The organism is Actinomadura macra NBRC 14102, from assembly GCF_001552215.1.
GTDB classification, from domain to species: Bacteria; Actinomycetota; Actinomycetes; order Streptosporangiales; family Streptosporangiaceae; genus Spirillospora; species Spirillospora macra.
Genome location: NZ_BCQT01000002.1, coordinates 16,182 through 42,343 on the forward strand (window position 1 = coordinate 16,182; position 26,162 = coordinate 42,343).

The window sequence follows — 26,162 nt, forward strand, 5'->3', positions numbered from 1 at the left end:
TATTCCGGAGCGGATCCGGAACACCCCCGCTTTTGACCTTTCCGCTACTCGCCGCCGAGCGAGATCGCCTGGTCGACCTCTTCCTTGCGCGCGGCGAGTTCGGTCGCATACCGTTCTTCGTCGACCTTTTCCGCGATCTCCTCGTCCTGGCGCATCAGCGCCTCCAGGTCGGCCTTGGCGTGGTCGAGGACGCCCATGTCGACATAGGCCGCCTGCACCTTGTCGCCCCACAAGCCAACGTCCCGGACACAGGGGACGATCCGGCTGAACAGCAGAGACTGATACAGCGTGTACATTTCGGAGTTGTCGACGAACTCCATGCACTTGTCGACCGGGAGGTCGAGCTGCTCGAAGATCTCGCGGCCCTTGAAACGGTCGCGCATGAGGTAGCAGCCCTCGACGACGAACTCCTCGCGCTCGGCGCGCTCCTTCTCGGTCAGCTCGGCGTAGTAGTCCTTCAACGCGAGACGACCGAACGCGACGTGGCGCGCCTCGTCCTGCATGACGTACGCGAGGAGCTGCTTCACCAGTGGGTTGGTCGACATGTCGCGGTACAACCCGAACGCCGCGAGGGCCAGGCCCTCGATGAGCACCTGCATGCCGAGGTAGGGCAGGTCCCAGCGGCTGTCCTCCAGCGACTCGGCGAGAAGCTTGGCGAGGTCCTGGTTGATGGGGTAGTACAGGCCGATCTTCTCGTGCACGAACTTCCCGTACAGCTCCACATGCCGCGCCTCGTCCATGGTCTGGGTGGCGGCATAGAATTTGGAGTCGAGGTCAGGGACGGACTGGACGATGCGGGCCGAGACGTTCAGCGCGCCCTGTTCGCCGTGCAGGAACTGGCTGAACAGCCACGCACCCTGGTGCAGTCCGAACTCGTCCTGCTCCTTCTGGTTCATCCTCTCCCAGATCTCCGACCCGAAGAGCGGGTTGAAGTGCTCGGGCAGGCCCGCGACGTTCAGCGGATCGACCTCGATGTCCCAGTCGATGCGTGTCTGGGCGTCCCACTGTTTGTCTTTGCCCTTTTGGTACAGGTTGAGCAGCCGATCGCGGCCCTCGTCGTACTCCCAGGTGAAACGGGCGTCACCTGCCATCGAGACGTTCCACGTATCGGTGGGAACAGGCGTGGAGTACAGGTCATAAGAACTCACGGGGGAAGCCTCCTCCGGCGTGACGCCGCGTTCGCGGCGCGGGTGTGGTCCGCCCACGGCTTTACATCCCTTAGTAACATGTAAAGCAGGCGGAGGCCATACCCCCGTGGTGCCGTTTCGTATGGACGCCGGGCGCAGTTCAGCGGGACTGGAGCGCGTCCAAGCCGATCGCCTGGGCGATGACGAGGCGGCGGTCCAACCGCGGGTCCCTGATGTCGACGACATACCGGTCACGGAACCCGAACTTCTTCTCCACCGAGAAGACGACCTGGTCACCGGCATAGAAGTCGAAGTGGTACGGCCAGGCGAACGGCAGCGTCTCGGCGTACGGGATGAGCTGCCAGACGCGGCGCAGCACCGCCACGAACTTGTTGCGCTCGCTGCCGGTCGTCACGCCGAGGCCGGGCTGCTCCAGGTGCCAGGTGGAGGCGAGCAGGGACTTCTTGAAGTCCTTGCGGAAGACGCCGATCGGCTGCCCGGCGGCGTCGGTGACGTCGTAGGCGGAGGCCAGGTCGATGCGCTTGCGGGCCTTGAACCCGAGGAGGGGACGGCTCTTGGAGTCGTCCGCGTACAGGGTGACCTGCTCCTTGAAGGCCATCCGCTTCTGCTGGGCGAAGGCCAGCAGTTCGCCCTCGGCCCCGCCGGGGCCCTCGGCGTGCACCTCGTACTGGTTCACCATGAGCCGCAGCCGCTGCCGCACCAGCAGCCGGCTCTGCTTCTGGAGCCCCTCGTCGTTCAGCGAACTCACCCGTTCTGATCGTGATTTTGTGAATCAAAGGCGGATTCTGCCATAAATGACCAGAATCGGGCGGCGGATCCGCCGGGGCGCGATCCGCGGAAACCGTGCGGGGTTCCCGGGGCGCGCAAGGTCTGCGAAGACGCGCGAGAAACTGCCAGGCTGATCAGAGCTACCGGGGCGGTCAGAACTACCGGGGCGGTCAGGACTCCTGGATGTGCGAGGCCAGGTAGCCGTGGATGAGGCGCTCGGCCTCGGCGAGGATCACCGGGTCGCCGTCCGGGCTACGGCGGAAGGCCATCTTCAGGACGGCGTCGCCGGCCTCCACCGCGATGGCGAGCGCGGTGGCGAGGCCCGGGGTGTCCTGGACGGCGAAGGTCTCGACGATCATCGTGCGGAGCCGGCCCGCGACGACGGCGTTGTTGTCGGCGTCGGAGTCGAGCAGGTTGACGTCCGCGACGTCCCCGAACCGCAGGACGCGGAAGCCGGGCACGGTGCGGTGCATCTCCACGAAGATGTCGATGATCGCGCCGACCGTGTCGGACCAGTTGGCGAAGGAGCCCTCGGCGAACGTCACGGAGATCCGCTGCCCGAACACCTCCAGGTTGCGCTGGGCGAGCGCCTGCGCGACCGCGCGCTTGTCGGGAAAGAACTGGTAGACCGAGCCGATCGCCACCTCGGCGCGCTGGGCGATGCGCGTGGTGGTGAGGCCGTCGTAGCCGTCCTCGTCGAGGATGTCCGCGCAGGCGTCGAGCATCCGCTGGACGCGTTCGGCGCTGCGGCGCTGGGCGGGGCGGCGGCGGAGCGGGGTCCGGATCTCGGTCACCGCACCATTGTCACCGAAGCCGGGTGCACGGCGTCAGCGTCTCATTGCACATCCGGTCCTCGCGGACACCCGACTCTTCCGCCGCGACCACCGGACATCCTAAAGTCCGAATTTGATTCATATTTCAAGGAGGGGAAGGACATGGGGTTGCCGGAGGGGTTCCGCTGGGGCGTCGCCACCGCCGCCTACCAGGTCGAGGGAGCGGCCGGCGAGGACGGGCGCGGCCCGTCCACCTGGGACGTGTTCTCGCACACCCCCGGCCGCGTCCGGGACGGCCACACCGGTGACGTCGCCTGCGACCATTACCACCGGTGGCCGGAGGACGTCGCGCTGATGGCCGGTCTCGGCATCGACGCGTACCGGTTCTCGATCGCGTGGCCGCGCGTCCAGCCGTCCGGCGGCGGACCGGTGAACACGAAGGGCCTCGACTTCTACGACCGTCTCGTGGACGGCCTGCTCACAGCCGGGATCACGCCCGCCGCCACCCTCTACCACTGGGACCTCCCGCAGCCGCTGGAGGAGGCGGGCGGCTGGATGGAGCGCGACACCGCCCACCGGTTCGCCGAGTTCGCCTACCTCGCCGCCGAACGCCTCGCCGAACGCGTCGGCATGTGGATCACCTTGAACGAGCCGGTCGTGGTCATGGCGTACGGATACGCCTTCGGCATCTACGCGCCCGGCCGCACCCTCATGCTGGACGCGCTGCCCACCGCGCACCACCAACTCCTCGGCCACGGCCTCGCGACGACGGCGCTGCGCAGCCGCGGCGCCCGCGAGGTCGGCCTGACGAACCACTACTCGCCCGCCTGGGCGGGTGACGAGGGGTCCCCGGACGACCTGCGCGCCGCGTCCGCCTTCGACACGCTCATGAACCGTCTGTTCACCGACCCCGTCCTGCGCGGCGCCTATCCCGATGTGACCGGGCTCGGCGTGCCCGACATGTCGGCGTTCGTGCGTCCCGAGGATCTGGCGGTCATCGCCGCGCCCCTCGACTTCCTCGGCGTGAACTACTACCAGCCGACCCGCGTCCACGCGCCGTCCGAGGGCGGTCCGCTGCCCTTCGACATGGTCGACATCACCGAATACCCGCGGACGGGGTCGGGCTGGCCGATCGTCCCGGACGCGCTTCTCGCGCTGTTGCGCGACCTGCGCGACCGGTACCGGACGACGCTTCCGCCGCTGTACATCACCGAGAACGGCGCCGCGTTCCCGGACGAGGTCGGCCCGGACGGAACGGTCGACGACCTGCCCCGCATCGCGTTCCTGGACGCCCACATCACCGCAATGCGGACCGCGATCGACGAGGAGGGCATCGACATCCGCGGCTACTTCGCCTGGTCGCTCCTCGACAATTTCGAATGGGCCGAGGGCTATCATCCGCGCTTCGGGCTCGTCCATGTCGACTACGAGACGCAGAAACGCACACCGAAGAGGTCCTACGGCTGGTTCCGTGACCTGATCGCGAACGACCCGTCCCGGTAGGCGTCCAAGCGCCGGCCGCCACCACCGCAGGCGAGCGGCATGGGCAGGAGCGGCATGGGCAGGAGCGGCAATGTCGGGACCGCTGGGGCCCACTCCGGGCCGGCCGAATTCACGGGCGGTGGAAGGATGGCGTCATGGAGTCGCTGGAGGAGGTCAGGGCGCGGATCGACGCGCTCGACGGAGAGCTGGTGCGGTTGCTCGCCGAGCGGCAGGAGCTGGTGAAGGCCGCCGCCGCGTTCAAGAAGGACGAGCAGGCCGTCCGCGCCCCCGACCGGGTCGAGCGGGTCGTCGCGTTGGCACGCGAGCGCGCCGAGACGGCGGGGCTGGCGCCGGAGGTCGCCGACGCGGTGTGGCGGTCGATGATCGGCGCCTTCATCGAGCTGGAGATCACCGAGCACGCCGCGCGGGAAGCCTGAGCGACCCGCGGACGCGGCCGCTGCGGTGGGAGGACCGGGGACGGGTCCCCGTCTGCACGGATAGTCTGCTTTCGCCCTTTCCCAGGTGGAGGTCTCCGCGATGCCCGATCCCCGTCCGCTGCGCCCGAACGACCCGCCCGAACTCGGCGGATTCCGGTTGACGGGACGGATCGGTGAGGGCGCCCAGGGAACCGTCTACGCGGGCGAATCCGACACCGGCGAGCGCGTCGCGGTGAAGCTGCTGCATGCCGAGCTCGACGGCGACGAGCAGGCCCGCCTCTACTTCGAGCGGGAGCTGGCCACGGCCCGGCAGGTCGCCCCGTTCTGCACCGCCCGGATCATCGCCGCGCGGGCGGACGGCGACGCGCCGTACATCGTCAGCGAGTACATCGACGGGCCGTCGCTGCGGCAGCTCGTCGCCGAGCGCGGGGTGCTGCCCGCGGACGAGCTGGTCCGGCTCGCCATCGGCACCGCGACGGCGCTGGCCGCGATCCATGAGGCGGGCGTCGTCCACCGCGACTTCAAACCGGCCAATGTGCTGCTCGGCCCGGACGGCCCGAAGGTCATCGACTTCGGTGTCGCGCGGCCGCTGGAGGCCACGTCGGCGACGCTGACCGGGGCGATCGGAACGCCCGCCTTCATGGCGCCCGAGCAGGTCGCGGGGACGTCCGGCGGCCCGCCGCTGGACATGTTCGCATGGGGCTGCACGATGGCCTACGCAGCGAACGGGGTCCCGCCGTTCGGCCACGACTCGATCCCGGCCACGATGCACCGGATCCTGCACGCCGAACCGGAGCTGGGGGCGCTCGGCGGCGACCTGCGCGAGCTGGTCGCGGCCTGCCTGGGCAAGGATCCCGCGCGGCGGCCCACGGCGGTGCAGGTGCTGACGCGGCTGCTCGGCCTGCGGACCGGCGAGAACCTTCTGGCGGAAGGGACGTCGGCCGCGGCGACGCTGACCCCCGCCGTCCGCACCGTCCCGGCGCCGCGCCTCCAGCCGCCGATCACCCCGGCGCCGCCCTCGCCGCCCGTCTTCCCCGCCCCACCTTTCGGAGGGCCGCCCCCGGGGCGGCCTCCCGGTCGGCGGGGCCGGGTCCTCGCGGTCACCGGCGCGGCGGCCGGCGTCGTCCTGCTCGCGGGGGCCACGACCGCCGCGGTGCTGCTTCGCAGCGACAGCGGCGACACCAACGACCGTGCGACGACCAGCGCGAACACGACCAGGCCCGTGACACGGCAGACGCCCGGCGCGGGGTGCGCCTACCTGCCCTCGACCGGTTCGGAGATGAAGGACGTCGGGACACCGCCGACCAGTGCAGCCGACCGCGGCCCCGTCCGCGCCACCGTCAAGACCAACCTCGGCACCATCGAGATGGAACTCGACGGGGCCAAGGCGCCGTGCACCGTGAACTCGATCGTCTATCTGGCGGGCAAGGCGTTCTACGACAACACCTCGTGCCACCGCCTCTCGACCAACGCCGCTCTCAAGGTTCTCCAGTGCGGCGACCCGTCCGGCACCGGCACCGGCGGGCCCGCCTACCGTTTCGGTACGGAGAACACGAGCGGCGTGCAGTACACCCGGGGCGTCGTCGCCATGGCCCGTGCGGAGGATCCGGACAGCAACGGCAGCCAGTTCTTCATCCTCTATGGCGACTCCCCGAGCCTGCCCAAGACGTATACGGTCTTCGGCCGCATCACGTCGGGGATGGCGATCATCGACGACGTCGCCGCGGCCGGTCCGCGCGCGGGCCTGAGCGACGATGACGGCCCGCCGAAGAAGAAGATCACCATCACGGAGTTCCGCACGACCCCGGGATGACGGCGAGGTCGAGCGCGCGAAGCCGGTCAGGGTCGCCGACGACGTCGATCGCCGCGACGCGCTCGCCGTCGATCCGCAGTCGGAGGACGATCTGGAGCCGCCCCCGCGGCGCGACGACCACCCCGGGCACGCCGTTGATCAGGGCGGGCCGGGCGAACCGGGCACGGGCGGCGTTGCCGCGCGTCTCCTCGGCGATGTGCCGGGCGCCGCGCAGTTCGGTCGTCGCGCCCGCGACGGCCCGGTCCGTCCGGCGGACGACGTCCGGGGCCAGCACCGCGAGGAGCGCGTCCAGGTCACCGGCGCGGGACGCCGCGAGGAACGCCTCCACGACCTCCCGCTGCCGGGCGAGGTCGGCCACCGGCGCCGCGGGCGTGCCGTGGACGCGGGCACGCGCGCGGCTCGCCAGCTTCTTCGCGGCGACGGGCGATCGGCCGACGATCCCGGCGATCTCCGCGAACGGCACGGCGAACAGGTCGTGCAGGACGAACGCGACACGCTCCGCAGGGCCGAGCCTGTCCAGGACGACGAGCAGCGCGAGCCCGACGGAGTCCGCCAGCACCGCCTCGTCCTCGGGGTCGGCCGCGTCGCTCGCGACCGTCTCAAGGCCGGCCAGTTCGGCGGGCTCCTCACCGCGGCGGCGCCGCGACCGCAGCAGGTCGAGGCAGACCCGGCCGACGATCGTGGTCAGCCAGCCGGGCACGTTGGCGACGCCGGCCGTGCCCGCGCGGCTGGCGCGCAGCCAGGTCTCCTGGACCGCGTCGTCCGCCTCGTCCGCCGATCCGAGCATGCGAAAGGCGACCGCCCGTAGATGCCCGCGGCACCGCTCGAAGTGCGCGGCGAGTTCAGCCTGATCGTCCATCGGTCACCATCCCTGGTCACGTGCCGTCATATCAGTGAGGAGAACGACGCACGAGAACGACAGGAGACCGATGTGACCATCCTAGGGGCGTCCTTGCTGCACCTGGATTCCAGCCATTCCGGCGACTCGATCACCCGGCGGCTGACCGCACGGTACGCGGACGTCTGGCGGAAGGCGCACGGGTCGTCCGATTACCGCTACCGGGATCTCGCCGCCGATCCCGTTCCGCTGGTCGCCCCGGCCTACTGCGCCCTGGGACGGCGTACCGAACGCCATGGCCTCGTCCCGCCGGACAAGGTGGAGGCCCTGACCGAGAACGCGGAGGAGGAACGGGAATGGGCACTGACCCTGCCGCTGGTCACGGAGATACTGGCCGCCGGCACCGTGCTGATCGGCGCCCCCATGTACAACTTCTCGGTGACCGCCTCGCTGAAGGCGTGGATAGACCGGGTGACCTTTCCCGGGGCGTTCACCGATCCCGACTCGGGGACGAGCCTGCTCAAGGACACCCGCGTCGTGGTGGTCACCGCACGCGGCGGCGCCTACGGTCCCGGCACGCCGCGGGAGGGTTTCGACTTCCAGGCGCCCTATCTGCGGGCCTATTTCGGCAATCTCGGGGTGGCGGCGGAGAACCTGGAACTCGTCCACGCCGAGATGACCCTTGCCTGGCTCGTGCCGGAACTCGCGCGTTTCCAGGACGCGGCGGAGCGTTCGCTGGCGGCGGCCGAAGCCAAGGTCACCGCGCTGGCGGCCGCCTGATCGCGCCGGCTTTGCGCATGGTCGTCCCAGCACGGGACGGCTCCTTCCTCGGGACGCGCGGCCCTCCCCGCGTCCCGATGCCACCGGGCACCGCGGACGGTCGGAGCCCTTCGCCGGGCAGTCGACGTTTCCTTTCTGCTAAAGCCTGGCACCGGCTTGCGGTTCGTGGCCGGACGGGAGCAGTCTTGGCTGATCGGTCGCCGGGGCGGGAGGGCGCATGGACGACCCGCACATCCATGTCGAGGCCAAGGTGATCCACCGCGACGCCGCCGTCCGCGACCTGATGGCGTCCACGTTCGGCCTGGCCGGTGATCTGCCGAGCCAGGTCACCGCGGGGTGCGGGCTGCGCGTGCCGTATGCCATGACCTCCCCGTCCCCCGGCAGCGTGACCTGCCTCGCCTGTCGCGAGCACGCGCGGCGTGAGCACCTGCGGTTCGCGGAGCAGGTCGAACGGTTGAGCCGCATGCCCGGTTCGGTCGTCGGCTTCGACCAGGCGAAACTGGCCGCGGACAAGCATCGCGACCTCGCCGAGAGGTTCTCCTGAGCGAACGGGTCGGCGCGTCCCGACCATAGCCGTGAGACCTGCTGCCACGTCTTACGTCCCCGCGGCATGACCCCGTCGTCCAGAGAACCGCCGGGCGCCTGACACGCCCCTACAGCGCGGTCAGGCACGCATTGGTCGCGATCCTGTACAGCCAGGTCCGCGCTGAGGCGCGCGTGACCTGTGGACCTGCGGAATCGACCTTGGTAGCTATCCCCGGGCATCCGCGCGGGGGAGCCTCGGCGTATGAACGATCCGAAGTCATATGACGGGCTGTCCGGGCTGGTCTTCTTCCTCGGGGTCTACGAGGGCGTGGTGCCGTTCGTGGCGAGGCTGTGGGACGGCAAGCCGCTGCTGTCCCTGCCGGCTCGGCTGCCCGGTCCCGCCTGGTGGATCGTGTCGACGGCGGTGCTCGTGGTGGGGTTCCTGCTGCTGTGGTGGATCGACGTCGCGAAGAAGCGCCGCTTTCCCGACGCCTAGTGCGCCAACCACGCGCGAAGGCGGTTCCCCAGGCGGGACAGGGCGCGGGCGACGCGCGCCTCGGCCGGGGTCTCCTACCGGACGGGCTGGCGGAGGATCGTGCGCATCTTCTCGGGGTCGGTCTCGCTCGGGTCGGAGAGGTAGATCTCGTGGTGCAGGCCGTTCTGGACGAGCCCTTCCGCCTCCATGAACGCGGCCATCCGGGCGAGGCTGGCGGGCTCGTCCGAGTAGGCGCCGCAGTGCAGCATCTGCACGCAGCGGCCCTCGGTGAACGTCACCTGCTGGACACGCGCCGCGGCCGGAACACCGGAACGGACCTCTTCCCTGGCCTGGTCGACCGAGCCCGTTTCATCCGGAAGGCGCAAGAACAGGTGCCACCGCCACTCCTCACGGGGGACGTCGAACGGCGAGCGCTCGTCCTCGACCCACCAGCGGCCCTCCAGCGGCACCATGGGCGCGCCGAGCGCCCCCATCACCGCGTACAGGGCGGCGACGCTCGCGCCGTAGGCCGCACCTCCCGGCTCCCCGCGCCCGGAGACCGCCAGCCCCGAGACCGGGCCGAACTCCGCCAGTTCCGGCTCCGCGGCCGCGTCGTACCAGTTCATCACGCATCCTCCAGTGGGATCATCACCTGGGTCTCCAGGCGTTCGGGCTCCGTGGTCGCGGGATCGTCGAGATAGACCTCCCGCACCGGACCGCCGGGCGCGTGCCCGTGGTCCCCGATCCACGCGAGCACGCTGTACACCGTGAGCGAGATCTGGTCGTACGGGCCGACATGCGTGCCGGCGGCGAACACGCCGCCGGGCAGCAGGTCGTCCCCGCCCGGCGCCGCCATGGCCACGCGCACGTCGAAGCCGTCCGTCATGTCCAGCGGGAACAGCCCGATGAGCGTCCCCTCCGGCGCGGCCCCGGCGAGGACGCGCCGTACGCACGCCGAGGTCGCCTCGGCGATCGTGGACGGCGTCGCCGCCTCCCGTGCCACGCGGACCCGCCGCGCGGGTTCCCGGACGACCGACACCGGCGTCTCCGGCAGCCCCTCCGCCAGCACCCGGTCGAGCAGCCGCAGGGCGCGGCGGCGCCGGACCAGATCGTCCTCGATCCGGTCGCGGGCCTCCTTCAACGCCTGCGCGCCTTGCCCGGACAGGACGCGCGCCACCATGGGCAGCGGCACGTCCAGCGCCCGGAGCAGCCCGATCGACAGGGCGTCACGCGCCTGGTCCGGCCGGTAGTAGCGGTACCCGGACGCGGGATCGATCCAGGCCGGGGCGAGCAGCCCCAGGTCGTCGTAGTGCCGGAGCTGTTTGACGCTCAGCCGGCACAGCCGTGCGAACCGCCCGATGGGCAGCAGATCGGTGCTCACACCCCCACCTTGACCTCTCCCCCAGGGGGAGAGTCCAGCTCAGGGGCGCGCTGCGAGGCCGGTGCAGCCGCGCAGGCCGTTCCAGCGCTTGGCCTCGGCCGCCGCGGCGGCGCCCTTCAGGGGGATGGGGATGCCGCCGGAGATGCGGGCCGGCTTCCACTTGTCGTTGGTGACCTTGCCGTTCTGGATACGCAGCAGCAGTACGCCGGAGTTGGCCGTCTGCCCGGAGGCGGACGAGAAGACGAAGTTGCCCATGCCGTAGTGGACGTACTTGCCGTTCATGTAACCGCCGCCCAGCGGGACGTGCGCGTGACCGCCGACGACGATGTCGGCACCCGCCTCGACGAGTTGTTTGGCGAGTTCTTGTTGGCGTGGCAGCGGGCACGCCTTCAGCTCCTGCCCCCAGTGCAGGTGGACGATCACGATGTCGGACCCCTTGCGGGCCTCCTTCACCGCCTGCACCATCCGGGGGACGTTCTTGGCGGACGCGAGGCCGCCCTTCGTGTCGGTCGCCGTCCACGCCTCGATCAGGTTGTCGTCGAGGACCTGCGTGGCACCGACGATCGCGAGCCGGTTGCCCTTCACCGTGACGCGGTAGGGGCGGTACGCCTCGTCGGCGTTCCTGCCGATGCCGACGACGGGGAAGCGGGTGCGTTTGATCGCGGCGAGGGTGTCGCGGAGACCGCCCTCCATGTAGTCCATGCCGTGGTTGTTCGCCATGGACGTGACGTCGACGCCCGCGCCTCGCAGCGCCGCGAACGCCGACGGCGGGGCGCGGAAGGTGAACTGCTTGCCGGGCGCGGGCGTGCCGCCCGTGGTGATCGCCGTCTCCAGGTTCACCATGGCGAGGTCGGCGTGCCTGAGCTGCGCCGCGACCGGGCCGAGCGCGGTCTTGGGTGTGGCGAGGCGCGAGCGGAGCTGCCCCTCGAAGTGGGTGTCGCCGCCGAACGCGATGATGATCGGCTGCTTGGCGGACGCCGTCGTCGGGCTCTGCGCCCCGCCCGCCTTGCCGGACGTGCTCGGTGAGGTCGCGCCCTGCGCCTTGGGGTCACTGGACCCGCCGCACGCGGCCGCGACCAGCGCCGTCACCCCGGCGACGGCAGCGACCGTGACAGTCTTCCCCCGCATCGGACCTCCCTCATCGGCTCGGCCAAGCATGCCATGACCCGCCCGATGCTCCGCCGAGGCTCGCTCTCCCGATGATTCACGTGAAACCCAACCTTTGCGGAGGTCAGGCCGCCCCTCAGGCGGCGGCCTTGACGTCCGCGCAGCGGCGCAGCGCCTCCCACTCCGCGCGGGCCTGCTGCGCGGCGGTGCCGGACAGCGGTTGCGGGACGCCGTCGGAGATCTCGGCCGGTGCCCAGTCGGCATGGGTGACGCGCCGGGCGGCAGCCCCCTTCGCGGACGGGTCGAACGTGAGGGTGAGGACGCCGCTCTGCGCCGTCCGGCCGGAGGAGTTGTAGAAGACGAAGTTGCCGAGCCCGTAGTGGACGTACTTGCCCTTCAGGTAGCCGCCCGCGAGCAGGACGTGCGCGTGGCTGCCGACGATCGCGTCCGCGCCGGCGTCGGCGAGCTGCGCGGCGAGCTGCCGCTGGGCGGGTGTGGCACAGGAGTTGAGCTCCTGCCCCCAGTGCAGGTCGACGATGACGACGTCGGCGTCCTTGCGCGCGTCCTTTACGGCTTGGACGAGGCGGGGCGCGTCCTTGGCGGAGGCCAGCCCGGGCTTCGCGTCCGTCGCCGTCCACGCCTGGATGAGGTTGTCGTCCAGCACCTGGGTGGCGCCGATGATCGCGACCTTCGCGCCGTTGACCGTGACGCGGTGGGGGCGGAACGCCTCGGCGGCGTTGCGTCCGATGCCGACGACGGGGAATCCGGCCTGCTTCCCGGCGGCCAGGGAGTCCTGGAGGCCGGTATCCCCGTAGTCCATGCCGTGGTTGTTGGCCATGGTCGCCACGTCCACGCCTGCGGACCGCAGGGCGCGGAAGGCCGTCGGGGGCGCGCGGAACGTGAACTGCTTGGGCGCCGGGGTGCCGCCCGCGGTGACCGCCGTCTCCAGGTTGACCACCGCGAGATCGGCGCGCTTGAGCTGCGCCGCGACGGGGCCGAGCGCGGTGTCGGGGGAGGTGTCGAGCCGGGTGCGCAGCGCGCCCTCGAAGTGGATGTCGCCGCCGAAGGCGACGGTGAACGGCTTCGCCGCAGGCCGCGGGTCTCCGGTGGCGTCGGCCAGCATCCCGCAGCCGGCCAGAGCCGTCGCCAGGACGGGCCCTCCCAGCAGGGCGAACGCCCGTCTCATCCCGCGTCCGGCTGTCATGGCGCCCTCCCTGGTCGAACCCTTCAGCAGGCTTGGACTCAGGTGATCAAGCAGAGGTTCACGCCGACGGCGCCCGGACGTCCAAGACGGGGCACCCGGACGGGCCACCTTTACTAAACACGCACAGTTCATTAACTTGAATAATTCAAGTTAAGGAGGGTAGGTTGGCGGCATGACCGCGTCCGGAACGCAGAACCTCGCCGCCGACCTGCGCGGCTCGGGGCTGCGGGTGACGGCGGCCCGCGTGGCGATCCTGGAGACCGTCCGCGCCGGGGACCACCTCGACGTCGAGGCGATCGCCGGGGGCGCGCGCGACCGCGTGGGGCACCTCTCACTTCAGGCCGTGTACGAGGCCCTGCACGCGATGACCGCGGCCGGGCTCGTACGCAGGATCGAGCCCGCAGGCAGCCCGGCACGGTTCGAGGGCCGGGTCGGCGACAACCACCACCACCTGGCATGCCGCCGTTGTGGAGCGATCCAGGATGTCGACTGCGTCGTGGGACACGCCCCCTGCATGCGGCCGATCACCGATGCCGGCTTCCTGATCGACGAGGCCGACGTCACGTTCTGGGGCCTGTGCCCCGACTGCCGATCCCCGTCCGGCTGACGACTCTTCGCGGATCCGGATCACCAACCGAGCACAACGGAGCAAGGAGGAACCGCGCCCATGTCCGACAGGCCCACCACCACGACCGACGCCGGCATCGCCGCACCGAGCGACGAGCACTCGCAGTCCGTCGGCCCGAACGGCCCGCTGCTGCTTCAGGACCACTACCTCATCCAGAAGATGGCGCATTTCAACCGCGAGCGCGTGCCCGAGCGGGTCGTGCACGCCAAGGGCGGCGGCGCGTACGGCGTCCTGGAGATCACCGAGGACGTCAGCCAGTACACCAAGGCCACGCTCTTCCAGAAGGGCGCCCGCACCGAGTCGCTGGTGCGGTTCAGCTCCGTCGCCGGCGAGCTGGGCAGCGCCGACGCCGGACGCGACCCGCGCGGCTTCGCGGTGAAGTTCTACACCGAGGACGGCAACTACGACCTCGTCGGCAACAACACGCCGGTCTTCTTCATCCGCGACCCGCAGAAGTTCTCCGACTTCATCCACTCGCAGAAGCGCCGCGCCGACAACCACCTGCGCGACCACAACATGCAGTGGGACTTCTGGACGCTCTCGCCCGAGTCGGCCCACCAGGTCTCGCTCCTGATGACCGACCGCGGCACCCCGGCGAGCTGGCGGCACGTCAACGGGTACGGCTCGCACACCTTCCTCTGGTACAACGCGGCGGGCGAGAAGTTCTGGGTCAAGTACCACTTCAAGACCGACCAGGGGATCAAGAACTTCACCCGCCAGGAGGCGGACGCGGCGGAACAGGACGTCCACATCCGCGACCTGTACGACGCCATCAAGCGGGGCGACCACCCGTCCTGGACCGTCCAGGTGCAGATCATGCCGTTCGCGGAGGCCGCCGACTACCGGTTCAACCCGTTCGACCTGACCAAGGTCTGGCCGCACGCCGACTACCCGCCGATCACCATCGGCAGGTGGACGCTGAACCGCAACCCGGAGAACTACTTCGCCGAGATCGAGCAGGCGGCGTTCGAGCCCGCCAACCTCGTCCCGGGCATCGGCGCCTCGCCCGACAAGATGCTGCAGGGCCGGCTGTTCTCCTACCCGGACACCCACCGGTACCGGATCGGCCCGAACTACCTCCAGCTTCCGGTCAACCGGCCGAAGAACGCCGTCCACACCTACAACAAGGACGGCGCCATGTCATTCTCCAACTCGGGCGACCCCGTGTACGCGCCGAACAGCTTCGGCGGCCCCGTCGCCGACCCCGAGCTGTGGAAGGGCGACGAGTACCAGGTGGCGGGCGAGATCGTCCGGAGCGCCTACACGCTGCACCGCGAGGACGACGACTACGGCCAGCCCCGCGCGCTGTGGGAGAAGGTCCTGTCCGACACCGACCGCGACCACATGGTCGGCAACATCGTCGCCCACGCCACGGCCCCCGAGGTGACCGGTGACATGAAGAAGCGCGTCGTGGAGTACTGGCGCAACGTCCAAAAGGACCTCGGCGACCGCGTCGCCGCCGGTCTCGGCGTCAACGGCTCCTGATCCGCATCGAAAGGGGCGGCCCCGGCGGGGCCGCCCCTTTCGCGATCGCACCGTCAGCGGGGCAGCTGGCCGGCCCGGTCGGTCACAGCCATCCTGATCTCCGCCGACGCGTAGGCGACCGAGCCCTGCCTGCCCTTGGCGCCCGAACTCCTCCCGGGGGTCGAGGTGGCGCTGCCGCGTATCGACGTGCCCGAGTCGTCGACGAGGCTGCGCTCGCCGAGGAACGCGTACGTCCTCGCGTCGAAGATCAGCTCTTGCCGCTGGCCCTGCCAGGTCTGGCCGACCGCAATCCCCTTGCGGCCGAGCAGGTCCGTCACGTCGCGGGTGACGGTGACCCCCGGGATCCTGGCCGCCGCCGCGAAGATCACCGACAGCGTCCTCGGCTCGACGTACCGCTCCCGGATCGTGTCCCCGACGGTGATGAACGCCTGCACGGCCGGCGGGTTCTGCCCGTTCCGGTGATCGAAGAGCCAGCGGCGCATCGCCTCGACACCGGTCGGCATCCCGGTCAGCCGGACATCGTCATTGCGGCAGCCGGTGGGCGGGTGCGCGAGGTCGATCGGCAGGTTCTCGCCCCGCGCCGTCGCCTCGGCGTCCCGCTTCTCCAGCTCCGCGGAGCCCGAGCACAGCCAGATGCCCACATCGCCGGAGTTGCGGATCAGCCCGGCGCGCCTGCCGTCCACCGAGAACCAGGCCCGCCGGTGGCCGTACTCGGGCTGCTGCGACCCGGCTCCCGTCCCGGCCGCCTGGTAGGACTTCGACTCGAAGTAGAGAAACTGGTCGGGACGCATCCGCAGGCCCGGACGGGTCGCGGCGGCACGGGAGGCGCGGGTGAGGACCTCGGTGGCTCCGGCGTTGACCAGTGTCGGGCCGCGGTCCTCCCTCCCGCCGCCGGGGACGAGCAGCGCCGCGGTGACCGCCGCGGCCAGGCCGGCGGCGAGGCCGCCGAAGGCGAGGCGGCGGCGCGGGCGATACGGGCGGGACACGGCGGTCAGCTCGCCGATCAGGTGCGCGCGGCGAGCCTCGTGCCGTCCGGCGGGCAGGTCGCGGCGCGGGGGTGGGGCCAGGTCGTTCATGGGGTCTCCTCCGAGAGATGCCGCGCGGAGCGTCCGGCGGCGTCGCGTTCGTGCACGTGGCCGCCGCGTTCGTGGCGGCCGGGTTCGCGACCACCGGGTTCGCGACCACCGGGTTCGCGACCATCGGGTTCGGGGACGCGATGTCCGGGGACGTCGCGGAGCCGGGCGCGGGCGCGGGCCAACCGCGACCGGACGGTGCCGACCGCCACGCCGAGCGCCGCCGCCGCGTCCGCGTAGTCGAGCCCCTCCCACACGCACAGCGCGAGGACCTCCTGGTCACGGCGGGGCAGCGTCCTGATCGAGTCCATCACCCGCCGCATCGCCCGCTCGGCGTCCAGCCGGGCCGCCGCCTCGTCCGCGCCGTCCGGCTGCGGGAGCGGCGCGGGCAGGCGGGCCAGCGCCGCACGGTGCCGGCGCAGGCTCCGCCGGTGGTTGTGCAGGACGTTGGTCGCCACGCCGTACAACCAGGGCAGCAGCGAACCGGACGGCAACGGCACGGCGGTGCGGCGCCGCCAGGTCTCCAGGAAGACCACCGACGTGAGGTCCTCCGCCTCCGACCAGCTGGCCGTGCGACGGAAGCAGTAGTTGTAGACCGTGCGCGCGTGCCGGTCGAAGAGCGTCCCGAAGGCCGCCTCGTCGCCGTCGCGCGCCCGGACCCACAACTCGGCGTCCGTGGGGGTGTGCGGGTTCATACCCTCCACGTGTCCGCTCGGCGGCGCGAGTTCCCGGGCGGCCTCAACCGGCCTGGCCGGCGGACCGCCCGCGCCCGTTGGGGTCGCCTCCGGTGCCGTAGTCGCCCGGCGCCAGCTCGTACGGCGGCGTCAGCCCCGGCTCCCCGCCCGCGAGCTCTGGCGGGTCGCCTTGCGCGGGCACCCTGGACGCCGGTCGCGGGGCGTGGGCAGCCGCCTCGTCCAGGGAACCGCCGAACGCCTTCGAGACGGCCTGCAACGCGGTCGTGACCTCGCTGGGGATGACCCAGAACGTGCTGCCCTGCCCCTCGGCGAGCTTCGGCAGCGTCTGGAGGTACTGGTAGGCGAGCAGCTTCGGATCGGGATCGGCGGCGTGGATGGAGGCGAAGACCTGCTCGATCGCCGCGGACTGGCCCTCGGCCTCCAGGATCGCCGCGCGCTTGCCGCCCTCGGCCTTCAGGATCGCCGACTGCTTCTCGCCCTCCGCGGTGAGGATCTTCGAGGCCCGGGCGCCCTCGGCGGTCAGGATCGCGGCGCGCTTCTCCCGCTCGGCGCGCATCTGCTTCTCCATCGCGTCCTTGATGGACGGCGGCGGCTCGATCGCCTTGATCTCCACCCGGGTGACGCGGATGCCCCACTTGCCGGACGCGTCGTCCAGAACGCCGCGCAGCGCCGTGTTGATCCGGTCGCGGGAGGTGAGGGTGGCCTCCAGGTCCAGGGTGCCGATCACGTTGCGCAGCGTCGTCGCGGTGAGCTGCTCGATCGCCTTGATGTAGTCGACGATCTCGTAGTCGGCGGCACGCGGGTCGGTGACCTGGAAGAACAGCACGGTGTCGATGTGCACGACCACGTTGTCCTCGGTGATGACCGGCTGCGCCTTGAACGAGATCACCTGCTCGCGGAGGTCGATGAGGGCCTTGACGCGGTCGACGAACGGGACGACGAAGCTGATGCCCGGTTCGAGCGTGCGATGGTAGCGGCCGAGACGCTCGACGTTGCGGGCGCGGGCCTGCGGGACGATCCACACCGACCGCATCACCGTGGTGGCCAGGACGATCACCCCGGCCAGCAGGACGACGAGGACGGCGATGGCGATGTCGGTCATGGCGGGCTCCTCACCCCGGTCTTTCCTGAAGGGGGTACAGCAGGGCCGTGGCCCCCTCGATGGCGAGAACATCGGCGGGGGTGCCCGCGGGAATGACCAGGTCGGGGTCGTAGGGACGCGCCGTCCACTCCTCGCCGCCGATCCTGGCGCGGCCCCCCGCGCGGCTGACCTCGGTCAGGGTGAGCGCCTCGCGTCCGACCAGCGCGGCGGTGCCGGAGCGCAGCGCGGGCGGCTGCCTGATGTGCCGGTTCGCGACCGGGCGCACCACGACCAGCCCGGCGACGGCGCCGATGGCGAACACCGCGACCTGCACGCCGAGGGGCAGCCCCAGCGCACCGGTCAGCCCGGCGGCCAGGGCGGCGACGGCCAGCAGCCCGAGCGCCAGGGTCAGGGTCAGCAGTTCGGCGATCCCGAGCAGCGCCGCCACCAGCAGCCAGGCGATCCACGCCTCCATAACGGCTCCCTGAGGCGAGCAAGAGTCCTCCCCTTCACGGTAACTCTGGAAAAGCCACGAGGACAGGCCATCCCATGGCGCCACCTGACGAGGGCGCGCCATGATGAGAGGGTTCGGTCGACAAGGAGTCTCGATGGGCGCCCGTACCGCTCTCCGCACCTGTCCTCTCTGCGAAGCGCTGTGCGGGCTGGTGCTGACCCTGGACGGCGCGGGGGCGGTGACGGACGTCCGCGGTGACGAGGACGACCCGTTCAGCAAGGGGTTCATCTGCCCGAAGGGCGCGATGCTCGGACGCCTGGACGGCGATCCCGACCGCCTCACCGGCGCCCTCGTGCGCGACGGCGAGGGCGGCCACGCGCCCACGAGCTGGGAGAGCGCCTTCACGGTCGTCCGCCGGGAGATCGGCGACCTGATCGCGCGGTACGGCACGGACGCGGTCGCCATCTACGTCGGTGACCCGACCAGCCACTCCATCGCCGGACCGCTGTACACCGGCGCGATCGTCAAAGCGCTCGGCACCCGCAACGTCTACTCCGCCAGCACCGCCGATCAGATGCCCAAGCACGTCAGCTCCGGGCACATGTTCGGTGATCCCCTGGCCATCCCCGTCCCCGACCTGGACCGCACCGACCATCTCCTGGTGCTCGGCGCCGACCCCCTGAAGTCCAATGGGAGCCTCTGCTCGGCACCCGACTTCCGTGGCCGGCTCAAGGCCATTCAGGCGCGCGGGGGCAAGGTCACGGTCATCGACCCACGCCGGACACGCACAGCCGCTCTGGCGGACGAGCACATGTTCATCCGTCCGGGAACGGACGCGTTCCTGCTCATGGCGCTCGTCCACACCCTGTTCGCCGAGGAGCTCATCGTCCCGGCCGAGCATCTCGCTGGGCGCGTCAACGGTCTGGACGACCTGCGCGCCCTCGCCGTCGACTTCCCTCCCGAGCGGGTCGCGATCATCACCGGTGTCCCCGCCGCGGACGCCCGCCGGACCGCCCGCGAGCTGGCCGCCGCCGGGCGCGCCGCCGTCTACGGCCGCGCCGGCACCTGCACCCAGGCGTTCGGGACGCTCAGCAGCTGGCTTGTGGACGCCCTCAACGTCCTGACCGGGAACCTCGACCGGCCGGGCGGCGCCATGTTCCCGCGCCCCGCGCACGTGCCCGTCTACCGGCGCAAGAGGCCGTTCACCACCGGCCGGTGGCGCAGCCGCGTCCGCGGGCTGCCCGAGGTCAACGGCGAGTTGCCCGTCGCCACCCTGGCCACCGAGATCGAGACTCCCGGGGAGGGCCGGATCAGGGCGCTGATCACGATCGGCGGGAATCCGGTGCTGTCGGCACCGAACGGTGCCCGGCTCGAACGCGCGCTCGCCGGGCTCGACTTCATGGTCAGCGTCGATCCGTACCTGAACGAGACGACCCGGCACGCGCACGTGGTCCTGCCACCGCCCCGGCCCGCGCAGACTCCCCACTACGACATCGCGCTGACACGGTTCGCCGTCCGCGACTACGCGCGCTTCTCCCCGCCGGCCGTGCCGCCGGACGGCCGGCCCAGCGAGGCCGACCTGCTCATCCGGCTCGCGATGATCGCCTCCGGGTCGGACGGCGATCCGGCCGCGCTCGACGAAGTGATCATCAGGTCGGCGCTCGCGCGGGCCGCCGCGCTCGACGGCTCCCCGGTGCACGGCCGCGCGCCGGACGAGCTGCGCACGATGCTCGACACCGGAACGCTCGCCGAGCAGCGGCTCGACCTGATGTTGCGCCTCGGCCCGTACGGTGACGGCTTCGGCGCCGACCCGTCCGGGCTCACCCTCACCCGGCTGCGGACCGAGCACCCGCACGGGCTCGACCTCGGTGCCCTCAAGCCCCGGCTTGACGAGGTGCTGTGCACCACGTCCGGCCGGATCGAGCTGTGCCCGTCCACGTTCGCGGCCGACGTGGGCCGCCTTCACGCCGCCCTCGCCGATCCCGCCGCCGGGATGGTGCTGATCGGCCGCCGGCAGTTGCGCTCCAACTACAACCGGCTGCACTCGGCGCTCAGGGACAGCGTTCCCGAGCTCGTGCAGGGCTCCACCGTCTGCACCCTCCAGCTCAACCCCGCCGACGCCGCCCGCATCGGCGTCGCGGCCGGCGACACCGTGCGCGTCGTCTCCCGCACCGGCGCCATCGAGGCCGTCGCCGAGCCCACCGACACGGTGATGCCCGGCGTGGCCAGCGCCGACGCCGTCACCGGCGACCGGGAAATCGACCCGTTGTCGGGCAACGCCGTGTTCAACGGCGTCCCCGTGACCCTCGAACCCGGCCGGCCCGGCACCGGTGTTTAGGGGTTCTACCTGCAGGTACGTATCCCTCGCCGCCCCCGGGTGGCCCCCGCTGAACGCGGATACTAGTGTCGCACCAGCGTCCCATTACGGCCGTCTCAATACTCCGAACCGGATGTACGCACCCGAGGAGGGACATGAACCGACGGGTGAGCAACATCTTCCGGCGGTCCGGGCCGCAGCGCTCCCAGCGGCTGGTGGACGCGACCGAGGGCCTGGAACACGCCCGCGCCCTCGACCGCGCGATCCGGCCGATCTCCACCGTCGTGCGGCGGACGCTGCGTCCCGGACCGGTCAAGGACGCCCTGCACGGCGTCCCGTTCGGGCATCCCGCGCACCCGCCGCTGACGGACGTGCCGATGGGCTGCTGGATCTCCGCCGCGGTGCTGGACCTCGTGCCGGGCACCCAGCGCGCGGCGCGGATCCTCGTGACCGCGGGGCTCGCGTCCGCGGTCCCGACCGTCCTCACCGGGATCGCCGACTGGTCGGCCCTGCACCGCGAGCAGCAGCGGGTCGGGCTCGTCCACGCGGCCGGGACGGCGACCGCGAGCGTGCTGTACTCGGCGTCCCTCGTGGCCCGCTACCAGGGCCGTGACCGCGCCGGACGGGCCCTCGGCTTCGCGGGTCTCACCGCCCTCATGGCGGGCGGCTACCTCGGCGGACACCTGGCGTTCCGGCAGGCGGCGGGCGCGAGCCACGCCGACCAGCTGGCGCATCTGGTCCCCCTCGGCTGGCACGACCTGTGCAACATCGAGGACCTTCCCGACGGCTGGCCCGTCCACCGCGCCCTGGGCTACATCAGCCTGTTCGTCCTGCGGACCGGGGAGGACGTGCACGTCCTCGCCGACCGGTGCAGCCACCTGGCCGGGCCCCTGCACCAGGGCCGCATCCTCACCGACGACAACGCCGACACCTGCGTCGTCTGCCCCTGGCACGGCAGCACCTTCCGCGTCCGGGACGGCTCGGTCGTCCACGGTCCCGCGACCAGCCGCCAGCCCTCGTTCGAGACCCACGTCACCAACAAGGGCCTGGTACAGGTCCGCCCACTGGGCTGAGGCCCTGTTCGCCGGCCTTCAGGCCCCAGTACCGACCGTCAGGCCCTGTTCCCGCCCACTGGAGGGCCTGTTCCCGCTGTCAGGCCGGAGCGTCGTCGGGGTGGGCGGCGTCAGCGCTCGGATACTCGACCAGGGCGAGGACGCGGCTGGCCATGAAGCGGGCCGTGCGGACCGCCGTGCCCGTGCGGGTGACCTCGCTGACCTCCACCACACCGCGCCTGGTGGCGACCTCCACCCGGCGGCCGGCCCGGCTCGCGACGACCTCGTACGTCCGCGTCCCCTCGCCGCCGGCGTCGATCATGATCTCGACCCTGTCGCCCTTCATAGGCGAACCTCCGCTTAGTCGAACATATATTCGACTTATACCCGCGGGCCGGGTCCGCGAACCCTGCACGGAGCCGTGAGACGCCCCAAAATCGCTGGTCAGAACAGCAAATTGATGATCGCGACGATACCCACGACCACGATCACACCGCGCAGCACGAGCGGCGGAATCCGCCGTCCGACCCGGGCCCCGATCACCCCGCCGACCGTCGACCCCGCGGCGATCAGCAACACCGCCCACCAGTCGATCCGGGTGTCGGAGAAGATCCAGAGCGCGATGAACAGCACGGCGGCCGTGCCGTTCACGACCGCCGACAGCACGTTCTTGGCCGCGTTGGCGCGTTGCAGGTCGTCGTCCAGCGCGATGCCGAGCAGGGCGATCAGCACGATGCCCTGCGCCGCGCCGAAGTAGCCGCCGTACACGCCCGCCAGCAGCACACCGGTCCACAGCCACGGCCCGCCGTGCGGGCGGTGCTCGGCCCCCTCGCGGCGGCGCAGCATCCAGCCCTGGAGGCGGGGCTGCGCGATCACCAGGACCAGCGCGATCACGATCAGCGCGGGGACGATGACCTGGAAGGCGTCCGCGGGCAGGCCGAGCAGCAGCAGCCCGCCGGCGACCGAACCGATCACCGACGCGCTGCCGAGCCGCACCAGCCGCTCCCGCTGCCCCTTCAGCTCGTTCCGGTACCCGTACGCACCGGTCGCGCCGCCCGGGACCAGCCCGATGTTGTTCGAGACGTTGGCGACGACCGGCACGTAGCCGAGCGCCAGCAGCGTCGGGAACGTGATCAGGGAGCCGGAGCCCACGACCGTGTTGATGCCGCCGGCGGCTACCCCCGCCGCGAACACCGCGACCGCGTCGAGCACGTTCAAGGGCGTCCCATCCAAGCGCTATGAAACTCAACAGCGATCACGATGGTAGATACCGCGCGGTTTCATGAGCCGAACGGGGGTCCTTTTCTCGATCGATGGGCAAAGCCCGCGCCGGATGCGGCTCAACGGCTGAGGGGACGGAAGGGAAAAGGAGGGGAGGGAGAAGAGGGAAGGGGGGTGGAGCCTCAGCGGGCGGCGCGCGCGTACCAGCGGCCGTGCTGCCGGTCCACGGTGAGCGGAAGACCGAAGCAGGAGGACAGATGCTCTGCGGTGAACACCTCGTCCACCTTGCCCTGCGCGATGGCCTCGCCCTTGCGCAGCAGCAGCGCGTGGGTGAAGCCGTCCGGGACCTCCTCGACGTGGTGCGTCACCATCACCATCGTCGGCGCGGCCGGGTCGTCGGCGAGGCGGCCCAGGCGCGCGACGAGATCCTCCCGTCCGCCGAGGTCGAGGCCGGCGGCGGGCTCGTCCAGCAGCAGCAGTTCCGGGTCGGGCATCAGGGCACGGGCGATCTGTACCCGCTTGCGCTCGCCCTCCGACAGCGTGCTGAACGTGCGGCGGATCAGTTCGCCGCACCCGAGCGCGTCCAGCAGCTCGACGGCGCGGGACACATCGGTGGAGTCGTACTCCTCCTGCCAGCGGCCGAGGATCGCGTACGAGGCGGTGAGCACCAGGTCGATGACCTTCTCGCCGGTCGGGACCTTCTCGGCGATCGCCGAGCTGGCGAGGCCGATCCGCGGCCGCAGCTCGAAGACGTCGGTGCGGCCGATCTCCTCCTCCAGGACCTCGACCGCGCCCGCCGTCGGGTGCAGCATCGCCGCCGCGATCTGGAGCAGGGTGGTCTTGCCCGCACCGTTCGGGCCGATGATCACCCAGCGCTCGTTCTCGTTCACCGTCCACGTGACATCGCGCAGGAGGGCCGCGCCTCCGCGCCTGACCCCGACTCCGCGGAGCTGCAGTACCTCGCCGGTCATCGCGCGCCCTCGACCTCGATCCCGCAATCCAGGTGGTCTGTTCAGGAAAGAACCTATGCGATTGGTGGCGCGCGCCGTCCCCCGCCTCCCCGCCGAAACGGCGGCCCCGGATGGGGGGCGCGTCACGTGCGCTCCGGTGGCACCGGCGATCCGAGCGCTTATGGTGGTTCGCATGCCCATAGGGGAGTGTTGGGAATCGGATGAGTAAGGACGTGGCGACCGCGCTGGTGGCGTGGGGCAACGCGTGGCTGACGGGGCACGTCGGCCTGGACGAGGCCGCGGACGCGGTCGAGAGGGCCGCGGGCCCGCAGATCCTCGGCGGCGCGCCCGCCGAGGTGCCGCTCCGGCGGGGCCTCGGCGACCTGCGCGTCGGCGGCATGACCGCGTTCCGGCTGGCCCTGCCCGGACCGGGCGACCCGCTCGGGCTCACCGGCCCGCCGGACTTCAACCGCGCGGCGATCGACGCCGGTGCCGCGGTCGTCGTCAGGCTCGGGGAACGTGCCATGGGCCTCGTCCCCGCCGAGGACCGGCGCGGCTCGTCCTATGTCGGCGTCCGCTGGACGACCTGGGACGCCGCACCCGGCCAACCCGACGTCCCGTCCCTCGCGGACGCCGACCGGCAGCTGACCCTCGCGATGCGGGACGCGACGGAGGCGCTGCTCACGGTGGACGGCGTGTCCGGCGTCCCCACGGAGATCGCCGACACGCTCGCCGACCTGCGCGACCCGGACCGCGGGGACCATCCCCTCGCCCCGGGCTACCCGCCCCGCGCGCATCGTGTCGCCGCGCTCGCCGGCCGGTTGTCGCTGGTCGTGGACCTTGCCCGGCGGATGGATGACCGTGGCCTCACCGCGGAGCAGATGTTTCGCCGAGGTGAGGCCCTGCGGCTGCTCGACGGGGCCGTCCGGCGTGCGCTCGTGGCCGCGTGCAACAGCGCGTTCGATCCCGTCCCCTGAACCCGCCGCGGGAGCGACCCGGTCCCACGACGAAGCGGGGCGCCCCCGTGTGGGGACGCCCCGCCAGGACCGTATGACCGCTCAGGCGCGGACGACGATGGTGTTGCAGATCTTGTCGGCGAAGGTCTGCTTGCGCTCGTCCCACAGCGGCCAGAGGAAACCGATGTAGCACAGGAAGCTGTCGGCGATGTGCGCGATCTTGCGGACGAACGCCATGCCGAAGCCGATGGGCTGGCCGGTCTGCGCGCTGACGAGGCGGATGCCCATCTGGCGCTTGCCGATGGACTGGCCGGTGGTGCCCTCCTGGTAGCAGATCCACAAGCCGCCCGCGATGGACAGCGCCACGCCGACCAACATGATGAGCAGGCCCAGCACGGCCACGCCGCCGCCGGAGCTGGTCAGCAGTACCCCGATCAGGTAGAGAACGAACACCGGGGCGGCGAAGATCAGGTAGTCGATGATGTACCCGCCCGCACGCGAGCCCCACTCGGCCAGCTGGCCGGTCGAGCCGTAGTGGTGGTGGTGCACCTCCTGGTAGCCGGACTGCCCCGGCGTGCTCGGAGGCTGGCCATAGCCGGGCTGCGCCTGCGGCTGACCGTAACCGGGCTGCGCCTGCGGCTGACCATAACCAGGTTGGGCCGGGGGCTGACCATAGCCAGGCTGCGCCTGCGGCTGGCCGTAACCAGGCTGCTGGGGCTGCTGACCATACCCGGGCTGGGCGGGGGGTTGCTGGCCGTACCCGGGCTGCTGTTGCCCGTAGCCCGGCTGCTGACCGTAGGGGTCGTAGGGGTTACCCACACTTGCTCCTTATTGATTGACCCTGTGGATATGTGACGCCCGCCGGACCCGGAGGGCTCCGCAAGTCTGACCGACGACTGACGGCGGCTCAAACCCGCAAGAGACCGAGCCGAACGAGCTGCCACAACTCCGACCCCACCAGGGCGGAGCCGAGCAACCAGGCACGGGTCTTTGGCTGGAGTGCCCACCACCGCCCTCCCAGTCCCAACGGCGCGAGGGCGACGCCGAGCGCACCGGTCAGGGCCACCGGGTTCGCGAGCACCGCCTGGGCCGGACGGCCCGAGCCGAACTCGATGAACACGGTGGTCCCCCCGCACAGGGGACACGGGATGCCGGTGAACGCGCGGAGGGGGCAGAGCACGCCGGGGTCGTTGACACGGTGGATCCAGGAAGCACCGACGGCCGCCATGGCCATCGCCGCCACGCGCAACACCACACCCACGGGGCCGTGCCGCGCCGCGGTGAGGGTCCGGCTGACGATCCCGCCGAGCGCACCGTCCGGTACGCCCGTGGCCGCCGCCCCGGGCACTCCCCCCAAGGAATCCTCCGCCTCGATGACATTCGTCTGAGTGACCCGTATACCGGGTTCACCCCAAGGTGGGTCAAGTCTCGGCGACCATCCGCGATCCGACCGTTACCGAGAGCGTGACCGACACCACCTCGGGCAAGACTAGGACAAACCACCTGCTACATGCGCACC

The 26,162-nt window shown here is 71.2% G+C and carries 28 protein-coding genes; 11 read left to right on the forward strand and 17 right to left on the reverse strand.

Annotated elements, in window-relative coordinates; genetic code table 11:
- Nucleotides 1-44: 44 nt before the first annotated feature.
- The 3 genes from AMA02S_RS01260 to AMA02S_RS01270 form a co-directional block, all read right to left on the reverse strand.
- Nucleotides 45-1,148, reverse strand: a complete 1,104-nt coding sequence (locus AMA02S_RS01260) for a ferritin-like domain-containing protein (RefSeq protein ID WP_067450224.1) — start codon at nucleotides 1,146-1,148, stop codon at nucleotides 45-47.
- Nucleotides 1,149-1,287: 139 nt separating this feature from the next.
- Nucleotides 1,288-1,896, reverse strand: a complete 609-nt coding sequence (locus tag AMA02S_RS01265) for an LURP-one-related family protein (RefSeq protein ID WP_245667300.1) — start codon at nucleotides 1,894-1,896, stop codon at nucleotides 1,288-1,290.
- A 190-nt stretch (nucleotides 1,897-2,086) separates the two neighbouring features.
- The gene (locus tag AMA02S_RS01270; protein ID WP_067450227.1) at nucleotides 2,087-2,710 is read right to left on the reverse strand and encodes a TetR/AcrR family transcriptional regulator; all 624 of its coding nucleotides are present in this window, start codon (nucleotides 2,708-2,710) and stop codon (nucleotides 2,087-2,089) included.
- Between the two features lie 141 nt (nucleotides 2,711-2,851).
- On the opposite strand from AMA02S_RS01270, the gene AMA02S_RS01275 reads away from it, so the two are divergent.
- From AMA02S_RS01275 to AMA02S_RS01285, 3 genes are all read left to right on the forward strand, one after another.
- Nucleotides 2,852-4,192: a GH1 family beta-glucosidase gene (locus tag AMA02S_RS01275; protein ID WP_067450230.1), complete on the forward strand. Its 1,341-nt coding sequence runs from the start codon at nucleotides 2,852-2,854 to the stop codon at nucleotides 4,190-4,192.
- A 134-nt stretch (nucleotides 4,193-4,326) separates the two neighbouring features.
- Nucleotides 4,327-4,608 (forward strand): chorismate mutase, encoded by a 282-nt coding sequence (locus AMA02S_RS01280; protein ID WP_067450232.1) that lies wholly within the window; start codon nucleotides 4,327-4,329, stop codon nucleotides 4,606-4,608.
- 100 nt (nucleotides 4,609-4,708) lie between these two features.
- On the forward strand, nucleotides 4,709-6,421 hold the full coding sequence (locus AMA02S_RS01285) for a protein kinase domain-containing protein (RefSeq protein WP_157430311.1): 1,713 nt from the start codon (nucleotides 4,709-4,711) through the stop codon (nucleotides 6,419-6,421).
- On the opposite strand, the gene AMA02S_RS01290 is transcribed toward AMA02S_RS01285, so the two are convergent.
- Nucleotides 6,393-7,280, reverse strand: coding sequence for a sigma-70 family RNA polymerase sigma factor (locus tag AMA02S_RS01290; RefSeq protein WP_067450239.1), 888 nt, complete (start codon nucleotides 7,278-7,280; stop codon nucleotides 6,393-6,395). The two genes, AMA02S_RS01285 and AMA02S_RS01290, sit on opposite strands and share 29 nt — an antisense overlap.
- A 72-nt stretch (nucleotides 7,281-7,352) precedes the next feature.
- On the opposite strand from AMA02S_RS01290, the gene AMA02S_RS01295 reads away from it, so the two are divergent.
- The 3 genes from AMA02S_RS01295 to AMA02S_RS41205 all read left to right on the forward strand — a co-directional run bounded on the left by AMA02S_RS01295 (nucleotide 7,353) and on the right by AMA02S_RS41205 (nucleotide 9,060).
- Nucleotides 7,353-8,039, forward strand: a complete 687-nt coding sequence (locus tag AMA02S_RS01295; protein WP_245667301.1) for an FMN-dependent NADH-azoreductase — start codon at nucleotides 7,353-7,355, stop codon at nucleotides 8,037-8,039.
- Between the two features lie 217 nt (nucleotides 8,040-8,256).
- Nucleotides 8,257-8,583 (forward strand): hypothetical protein, encoded by a 327-nt coding sequence (locus AMA02S_RS01300; protein ID WP_067450242.1) that lies wholly within the window; start codon nucleotides 8,257-8,259, stop codon nucleotides 8,581-8,583.
- A 243-nt stretch (nucleotides 8,584-8,826) separates the two neighbouring features.
- Nucleotides 8,827-9,060 carry a hypothetical protein gene (locus AMA02S_RS41205; protein WP_067450245.1) on the forward strand — a complete coding sequence of 78 codons (234 nt, stop codon included), beginning with the start codon at nucleotides 8,827-8,829 and terminating at the stop codon, nucleotides 9,058-9,060.
- A 74-nt stretch (nucleotides 9,061-9,134) separates the two neighbouring features.
- On the opposite strand, the gene AMA02S_RS01310 is transcribed toward AMA02S_RS41205, so the two are convergent.
- The 4 genes from AMA02S_RS01310 to AMA02S_RS01325 form a co-directional block, all read right to left on the reverse strand.
- Nucleotides 9,135-9,665: a GyrI-like domain-containing protein gene (locus tag AMA02S_RS01310; RefSeq protein WP_067450248.1), complete on the reverse strand. Its 531-nt coding sequence runs from the start codon at nucleotides 9,663-9,665 to the stop codon at nucleotides 9,135-9,137.
- A complete protein-coding gene (locus AMA02S_RS01315) occupies nucleotides 9,665-10,420 on the reverse strand; it encodes a MerR family transcriptional regulator (RefSeq protein ID WP_067450251.1) in 756 nt (251 codons plus the stop codon). Before AMA02S_RS01315 ends, AMA02S_RS01310 begins: the two co-directional genes overlap by 1 nt.
- A gap of 39 nt (nucleotides 10,421-10,459) precedes the next feature.
- Complete coding sequence (locus AMA02S_RS01320) at nucleotides 10,460-11,548, reverse strand: CapA family protein (protein ID WP_067450255.1); 1,089 nt, start codon at nucleotides 11,546-11,548, stop codon at nucleotides 10,460-10,462.
- A 115-nt stretch (nucleotides 11,549-11,663) separates the two neighbouring features.
- A complete protein-coding gene (locus tag AMA02S_RS01325; RefSeq protein WP_157430312.1) occupies nucleotides 11,664-12,731 on the reverse strand; it encodes a CapA family protein in 1,068 nt (355 codons plus the stop codon).
- Nucleotides 12,732-12,903: 172 nt separating this feature from the next.
- Here AMA02S_RS01325 and AMA02S_RS01330 point away from each other — a divergent pair, with 172 nt between their 5' ends.
- Nucleotides 12,904-13,338 carry a Fur family transcriptional regulator gene (locus AMA02S_RS01330; RefSeq protein ID WP_067450262.1) on the forward strand — a complete coding sequence of 145 codons (435 nt, stop codon included), beginning with the start codon at nucleotides 12,904-12,906 and terminating at the stop codon, nucleotides 13,336-13,338.
- Nucleotides 13,339-13,398: 60 nt separating this feature from the next.
- Nucleotides 13,399-14,844 (forward strand): catalase, encoded by a 1,446-nt coding sequence (locus tag AMA02S_RS01335; RefSeq protein WP_067450265.1) that lies wholly within the window; start codon nucleotides 13,399-13,401, stop codon nucleotides 14,842-14,844.
- Nucleotides 14,845-14,897: 53 nt separating this feature from the next.
- Here AMA02S_RS01335 and AMA02S_RS01340 read toward each other — a convergent pair whose 3' ends face one another.
- The 4 genes from AMA02S_RS01340 to AMA02S_RS01355 are packed head-to-tail and all read right to left on the reverse strand — an operon-like array spanning nucleotide 14,898 to nucleotide 18,168.
- A complete protein-coding gene (locus AMA02S_RS01340) occupies nucleotides 14,898-15,920 on the reverse strand; it encodes a CU044_5270 family protein (RefSeq protein WP_067450268.1) in 1,023 nt (340 codons plus the stop codon).
- Complete coding sequence (locus AMA02S_RS01345) at nucleotides 15,917-16,612, reverse strand: RNA polymerase sigma factor (protein WP_067450271.1); 696 nt, start codon at nucleotides 16,610-16,612, stop codon at nucleotides 15,917-15,919. The genes AMA02S_RS01340 and AMA02S_RS01345 overlap by 4 nt, the downstream gene beginning before the upstream one ends.
- Nucleotides 16,613-16,655: 43 nt before the next feature.
- Nucleotides 16,656-17,714 carry an SPFH domain-containing protein gene (locus tag AMA02S_RS01350; protein WP_084264415.1) on the reverse strand — a complete coding sequence of 353 codons (1,059 nt, stop codon included), beginning with the start codon at nucleotides 17,712-17,714 and terminating at the stop codon, nucleotides 16,656-16,658.
- Nucleotides 17,715-17,724: 10 nt separating this feature from the next.
- Nucleotides 17,725-18,168 carry an NfeD family protein gene (locus AMA02S_RS01355; RefSeq protein WP_067450274.1) on the reverse strand — a complete coding sequence of 148 codons (444 nt, stop codon included), beginning with the start codon at nucleotides 18,166-18,168 and terminating at the stop codon, nucleotides 17,725-17,727.
- A 133-nt stretch (nucleotides 18,169-18,301) separates the two neighbouring features.
- On the opposite strand from AMA02S_RS01355, the gene AMA02S_RS01360 reads away from it, so the two are divergent.
- Nucleotides 18,302-20,485 carry a molybdopterin-dependent oxidoreductase gene (locus tag AMA02S_RS01360; RefSeq protein ID WP_067450277.1) on the forward strand — a complete coding sequence of 728 codons (2,184 nt, stop codon included), beginning with the start codon at nucleotides 18,302-18,304 and terminating at the stop codon, nucleotides 20,483-20,485.
- 134 nt (nucleotides 20,486-20,619) lie between these two features.
- Nucleotides 20,620-21,537 carry a Rieske (2Fe-2S) protein gene (locus tag AMA02S_RS01365; protein ID WP_067450279.1) on the forward strand — a complete coding sequence of 306 codons (918 nt, stop codon included), beginning with the start codon at nucleotides 20,620-20,622 and terminating at the stop codon, nucleotides 21,535-21,537.
- A gap of 79 nt (nucleotides 21,538-21,616) precedes the next feature.
- Here AMA02S_RS01365 and AMA02S_RS01370 read toward each other — a convergent pair whose 3' ends face one another.
- The 3 genes from AMA02S_RS01370 to AMA02S_RS01380 form a co-directional block, all read right to left on the reverse strand.
- Complete coding sequence (locus AMA02S_RS01370; RefSeq protein ID WP_067450282.1) at nucleotides 21,617-21,862, reverse strand: DUF8836 family protein; 246 nt, start codon at nucleotides 21,860-21,862, stop codon at nucleotides 21,617-21,619.
- 98 nt (nucleotides 21,863-21,960) lie between these two features.
- Nucleotides 21,961-22,734: a sulfite exporter TauE/SafE family protein gene (locus AMA02S_RS01375; protein ID WP_067450286.1), complete on the reverse strand. Its 774-nt coding sequence runs from the start codon at nucleotides 22,732-22,734 to the stop codon at nucleotides 21,961-21,963.
- A 185-nt stretch (nucleotides 22,735-22,919) separates the two neighbouring features.
- Nucleotides 22,920-23,708 (reverse strand): ABC transporter ATP-binding protein, encoded by a 789-nt coding sequence (locus AMA02S_RS01380; RefSeq protein WP_067450291.1) that lies wholly within the window; start codon nucleotides 23,706-23,708, stop codon nucleotides 22,920-22,922.
- Between the two features lie 200 nt (nucleotides 23,709-23,908).
- On the opposite strand from AMA02S_RS01380, the gene AMA02S_RS01385 reads away from it, so the two are divergent.
- Nucleotides 23,909-24,664: an Rv1486c family protein gene (locus AMA02S_RS01385; protein WP_067450294.1), complete on the forward strand. Its 756-nt coding sequence runs from the start codon at nucleotides 23,909-23,911 to the stop codon at nucleotides 24,662-24,664.
- A gap of 81 nt (nucleotides 24,665-24,745) precedes the next feature.
- On the opposite strand, the gene AMA02S_RS01390 is transcribed toward AMA02S_RS01385, so the two are convergent.
- Complete coding sequence (locus AMA02S_RS01390) at nucleotides 24,746-25,462, reverse strand: RDD family protein (protein ID WP_067450297.1); 717 nt, start codon at nucleotides 25,460-25,462, stop codon at nucleotides 24,746-24,748.
- Nucleotides 25,463-25,550: 88 nt separating this feature from the next.
- Nucleotides 25,551-25,991 (reverse strand): DUF2752 domain-containing protein, encoded by a 441-nt coding sequence (locus tag AMA02S_RS01395; RefSeq protein WP_067450299.1) that lies wholly within the window; start codon nucleotides 25,989-25,991, stop codon nucleotides 25,551-25,553.
- Between the last annotated feature and the right edge of the window lie 171 nt (nucleotides 25,992-26,162).

Coding starts and splice junctions, on each gene's coding strand:
- AMA02S_RS01330 (WP_067450262.1), top strand. CDS start 12,904: ATGACCGCGTCCGGAACGCAGAACCTCGCCGCCGACCTGCGCGGCTCG.
- AMA02S_RS01290 (WP_067450239.1), bottom strand. CDS start 7,280: ATGGACGATCAGGCTGAACTCGCCGCGCACTTCGAGCGGTGCCGCGGG.
- AMA02S_RS01385 (WP_067450294.1), top strand. CDS start 23,909: ATGAGTAAGGACGTGGCGACCGCGCTGGTGGCGTGGGGCAACGCGTGG.
- AMA02S_RS01370 (WP_067450282.1), bottom strand. CDS start 21,862: ATGAAGGGCGACAGGGTCGAGATCATGATCGACGCCGGCGGCGAGGGG.
- AMA02S_RS01355 (WP_067450274.1), bottom strand. CDS start 18,168: ATGGAGGCGTGGATCGCCTGGCTGCTGGTGGCGGCGCTGCTCGGGATC.
- AMA02S_RS01320 (WP_067450255.1), bottom strand. CDS start 11,548: ATGCGGGGGAAGACTGTCACGGTCGCTGCCGTCGCCGGGGTGACGGCG.
- AMA02S_RS41205 (WP_067450245.1), top strand. CDS start 8,827: ATGAACGATCCGAAGTCATATGACGGGCTGTCCGGGCTGGTCTTCTTC.
- AMA02S_RS01300 (WP_067450242.1), top strand. CDS start 8,257: ATGGACGACCCGCACATCCATGTCGAGGCCAAGGTGATCCACCGCGAC.
- AMA02S_RS01350 (WP_084264415.1), bottom strand. CDS start 17,714: ATGACCGACATCGCCATCGCCGTCCTCGTCGTCCTGCTGGCCGGGGTG.
- AMA02S_RS01360 (WP_067450277.1), top strand. CDS start 18,302: ATGGGCGCCCGTACCGCTCTCCGCACCTGTCCTCTCTGCGAAGCGCTG.
- AMA02S_RS01335 (WP_067450265.1), top strand. CDS start 13,399: ATGTCCGACAGGCCCACCACCACGACCGACGCCGGCATCGCCGCACCG.
- AMA02S_RS01325 (WP_157430312.1), bottom strand. CDS start 12,731: ATGACAGCCGGACGCGGGATGAGACGGGCGTTCGCCCTGCTGGGAGGG.
- AMA02S_RS01285 (WP_157430311.1), top strand. CDS start 4,709: ATGCCCGATCCCCGTCCGCTGCGCCCGAACGACCCGCCCGAACTCGGC.
- AMA02S_RS01345 (WP_067450271.1), bottom strand. CDS start 16,612: ATGAACCCGCACACCCCCACGGACGCCGAGTTGTGGGTCCGGGCGCGC.
- AMA02S_RS01365 (WP_067450279.1), top strand. CDS start 20,620: ATGAACCGACGGGTGAGCAACATCTTCCGGCGGTCCGGGCCGCAGCGC.
- AMA02S_RS01310 (WP_067450248.1), bottom strand. CDS start 9,665: ATGAACTGGTACGACGCGGCCGCGGAGCCGGAACTGGCGGAGTTCGGC.
- AMA02S_RS01380 (WP_067450291.1), bottom strand. CDS start 23,708: ATGACCGGCGAGGTACTGCAGCTCCGCGGAGTCGGGGTCAGGCGCGGA.
- AMA02S_RS01340 (WP_067450268.1), bottom strand. CDS start 15,920: ATGAACGACCTGGCCCCACCCCCGCGCCGCGACCTGCCCGCCGGACGG.
- AMA02S_RS01280 (WP_067450232.1), top strand. CDS start 4,327: ATGGAGTCGCTGGAGGAGGTCAGGGCGCGGATCGACGCGCTCGACGGA.
- AMA02S_RS01275 (WP_067450230.1), top strand. CDS start 2,852: ATGGGGTTGCCGGAGGGGTTCCGCTGGGGCGTCGCCACCGCCGCCTAC.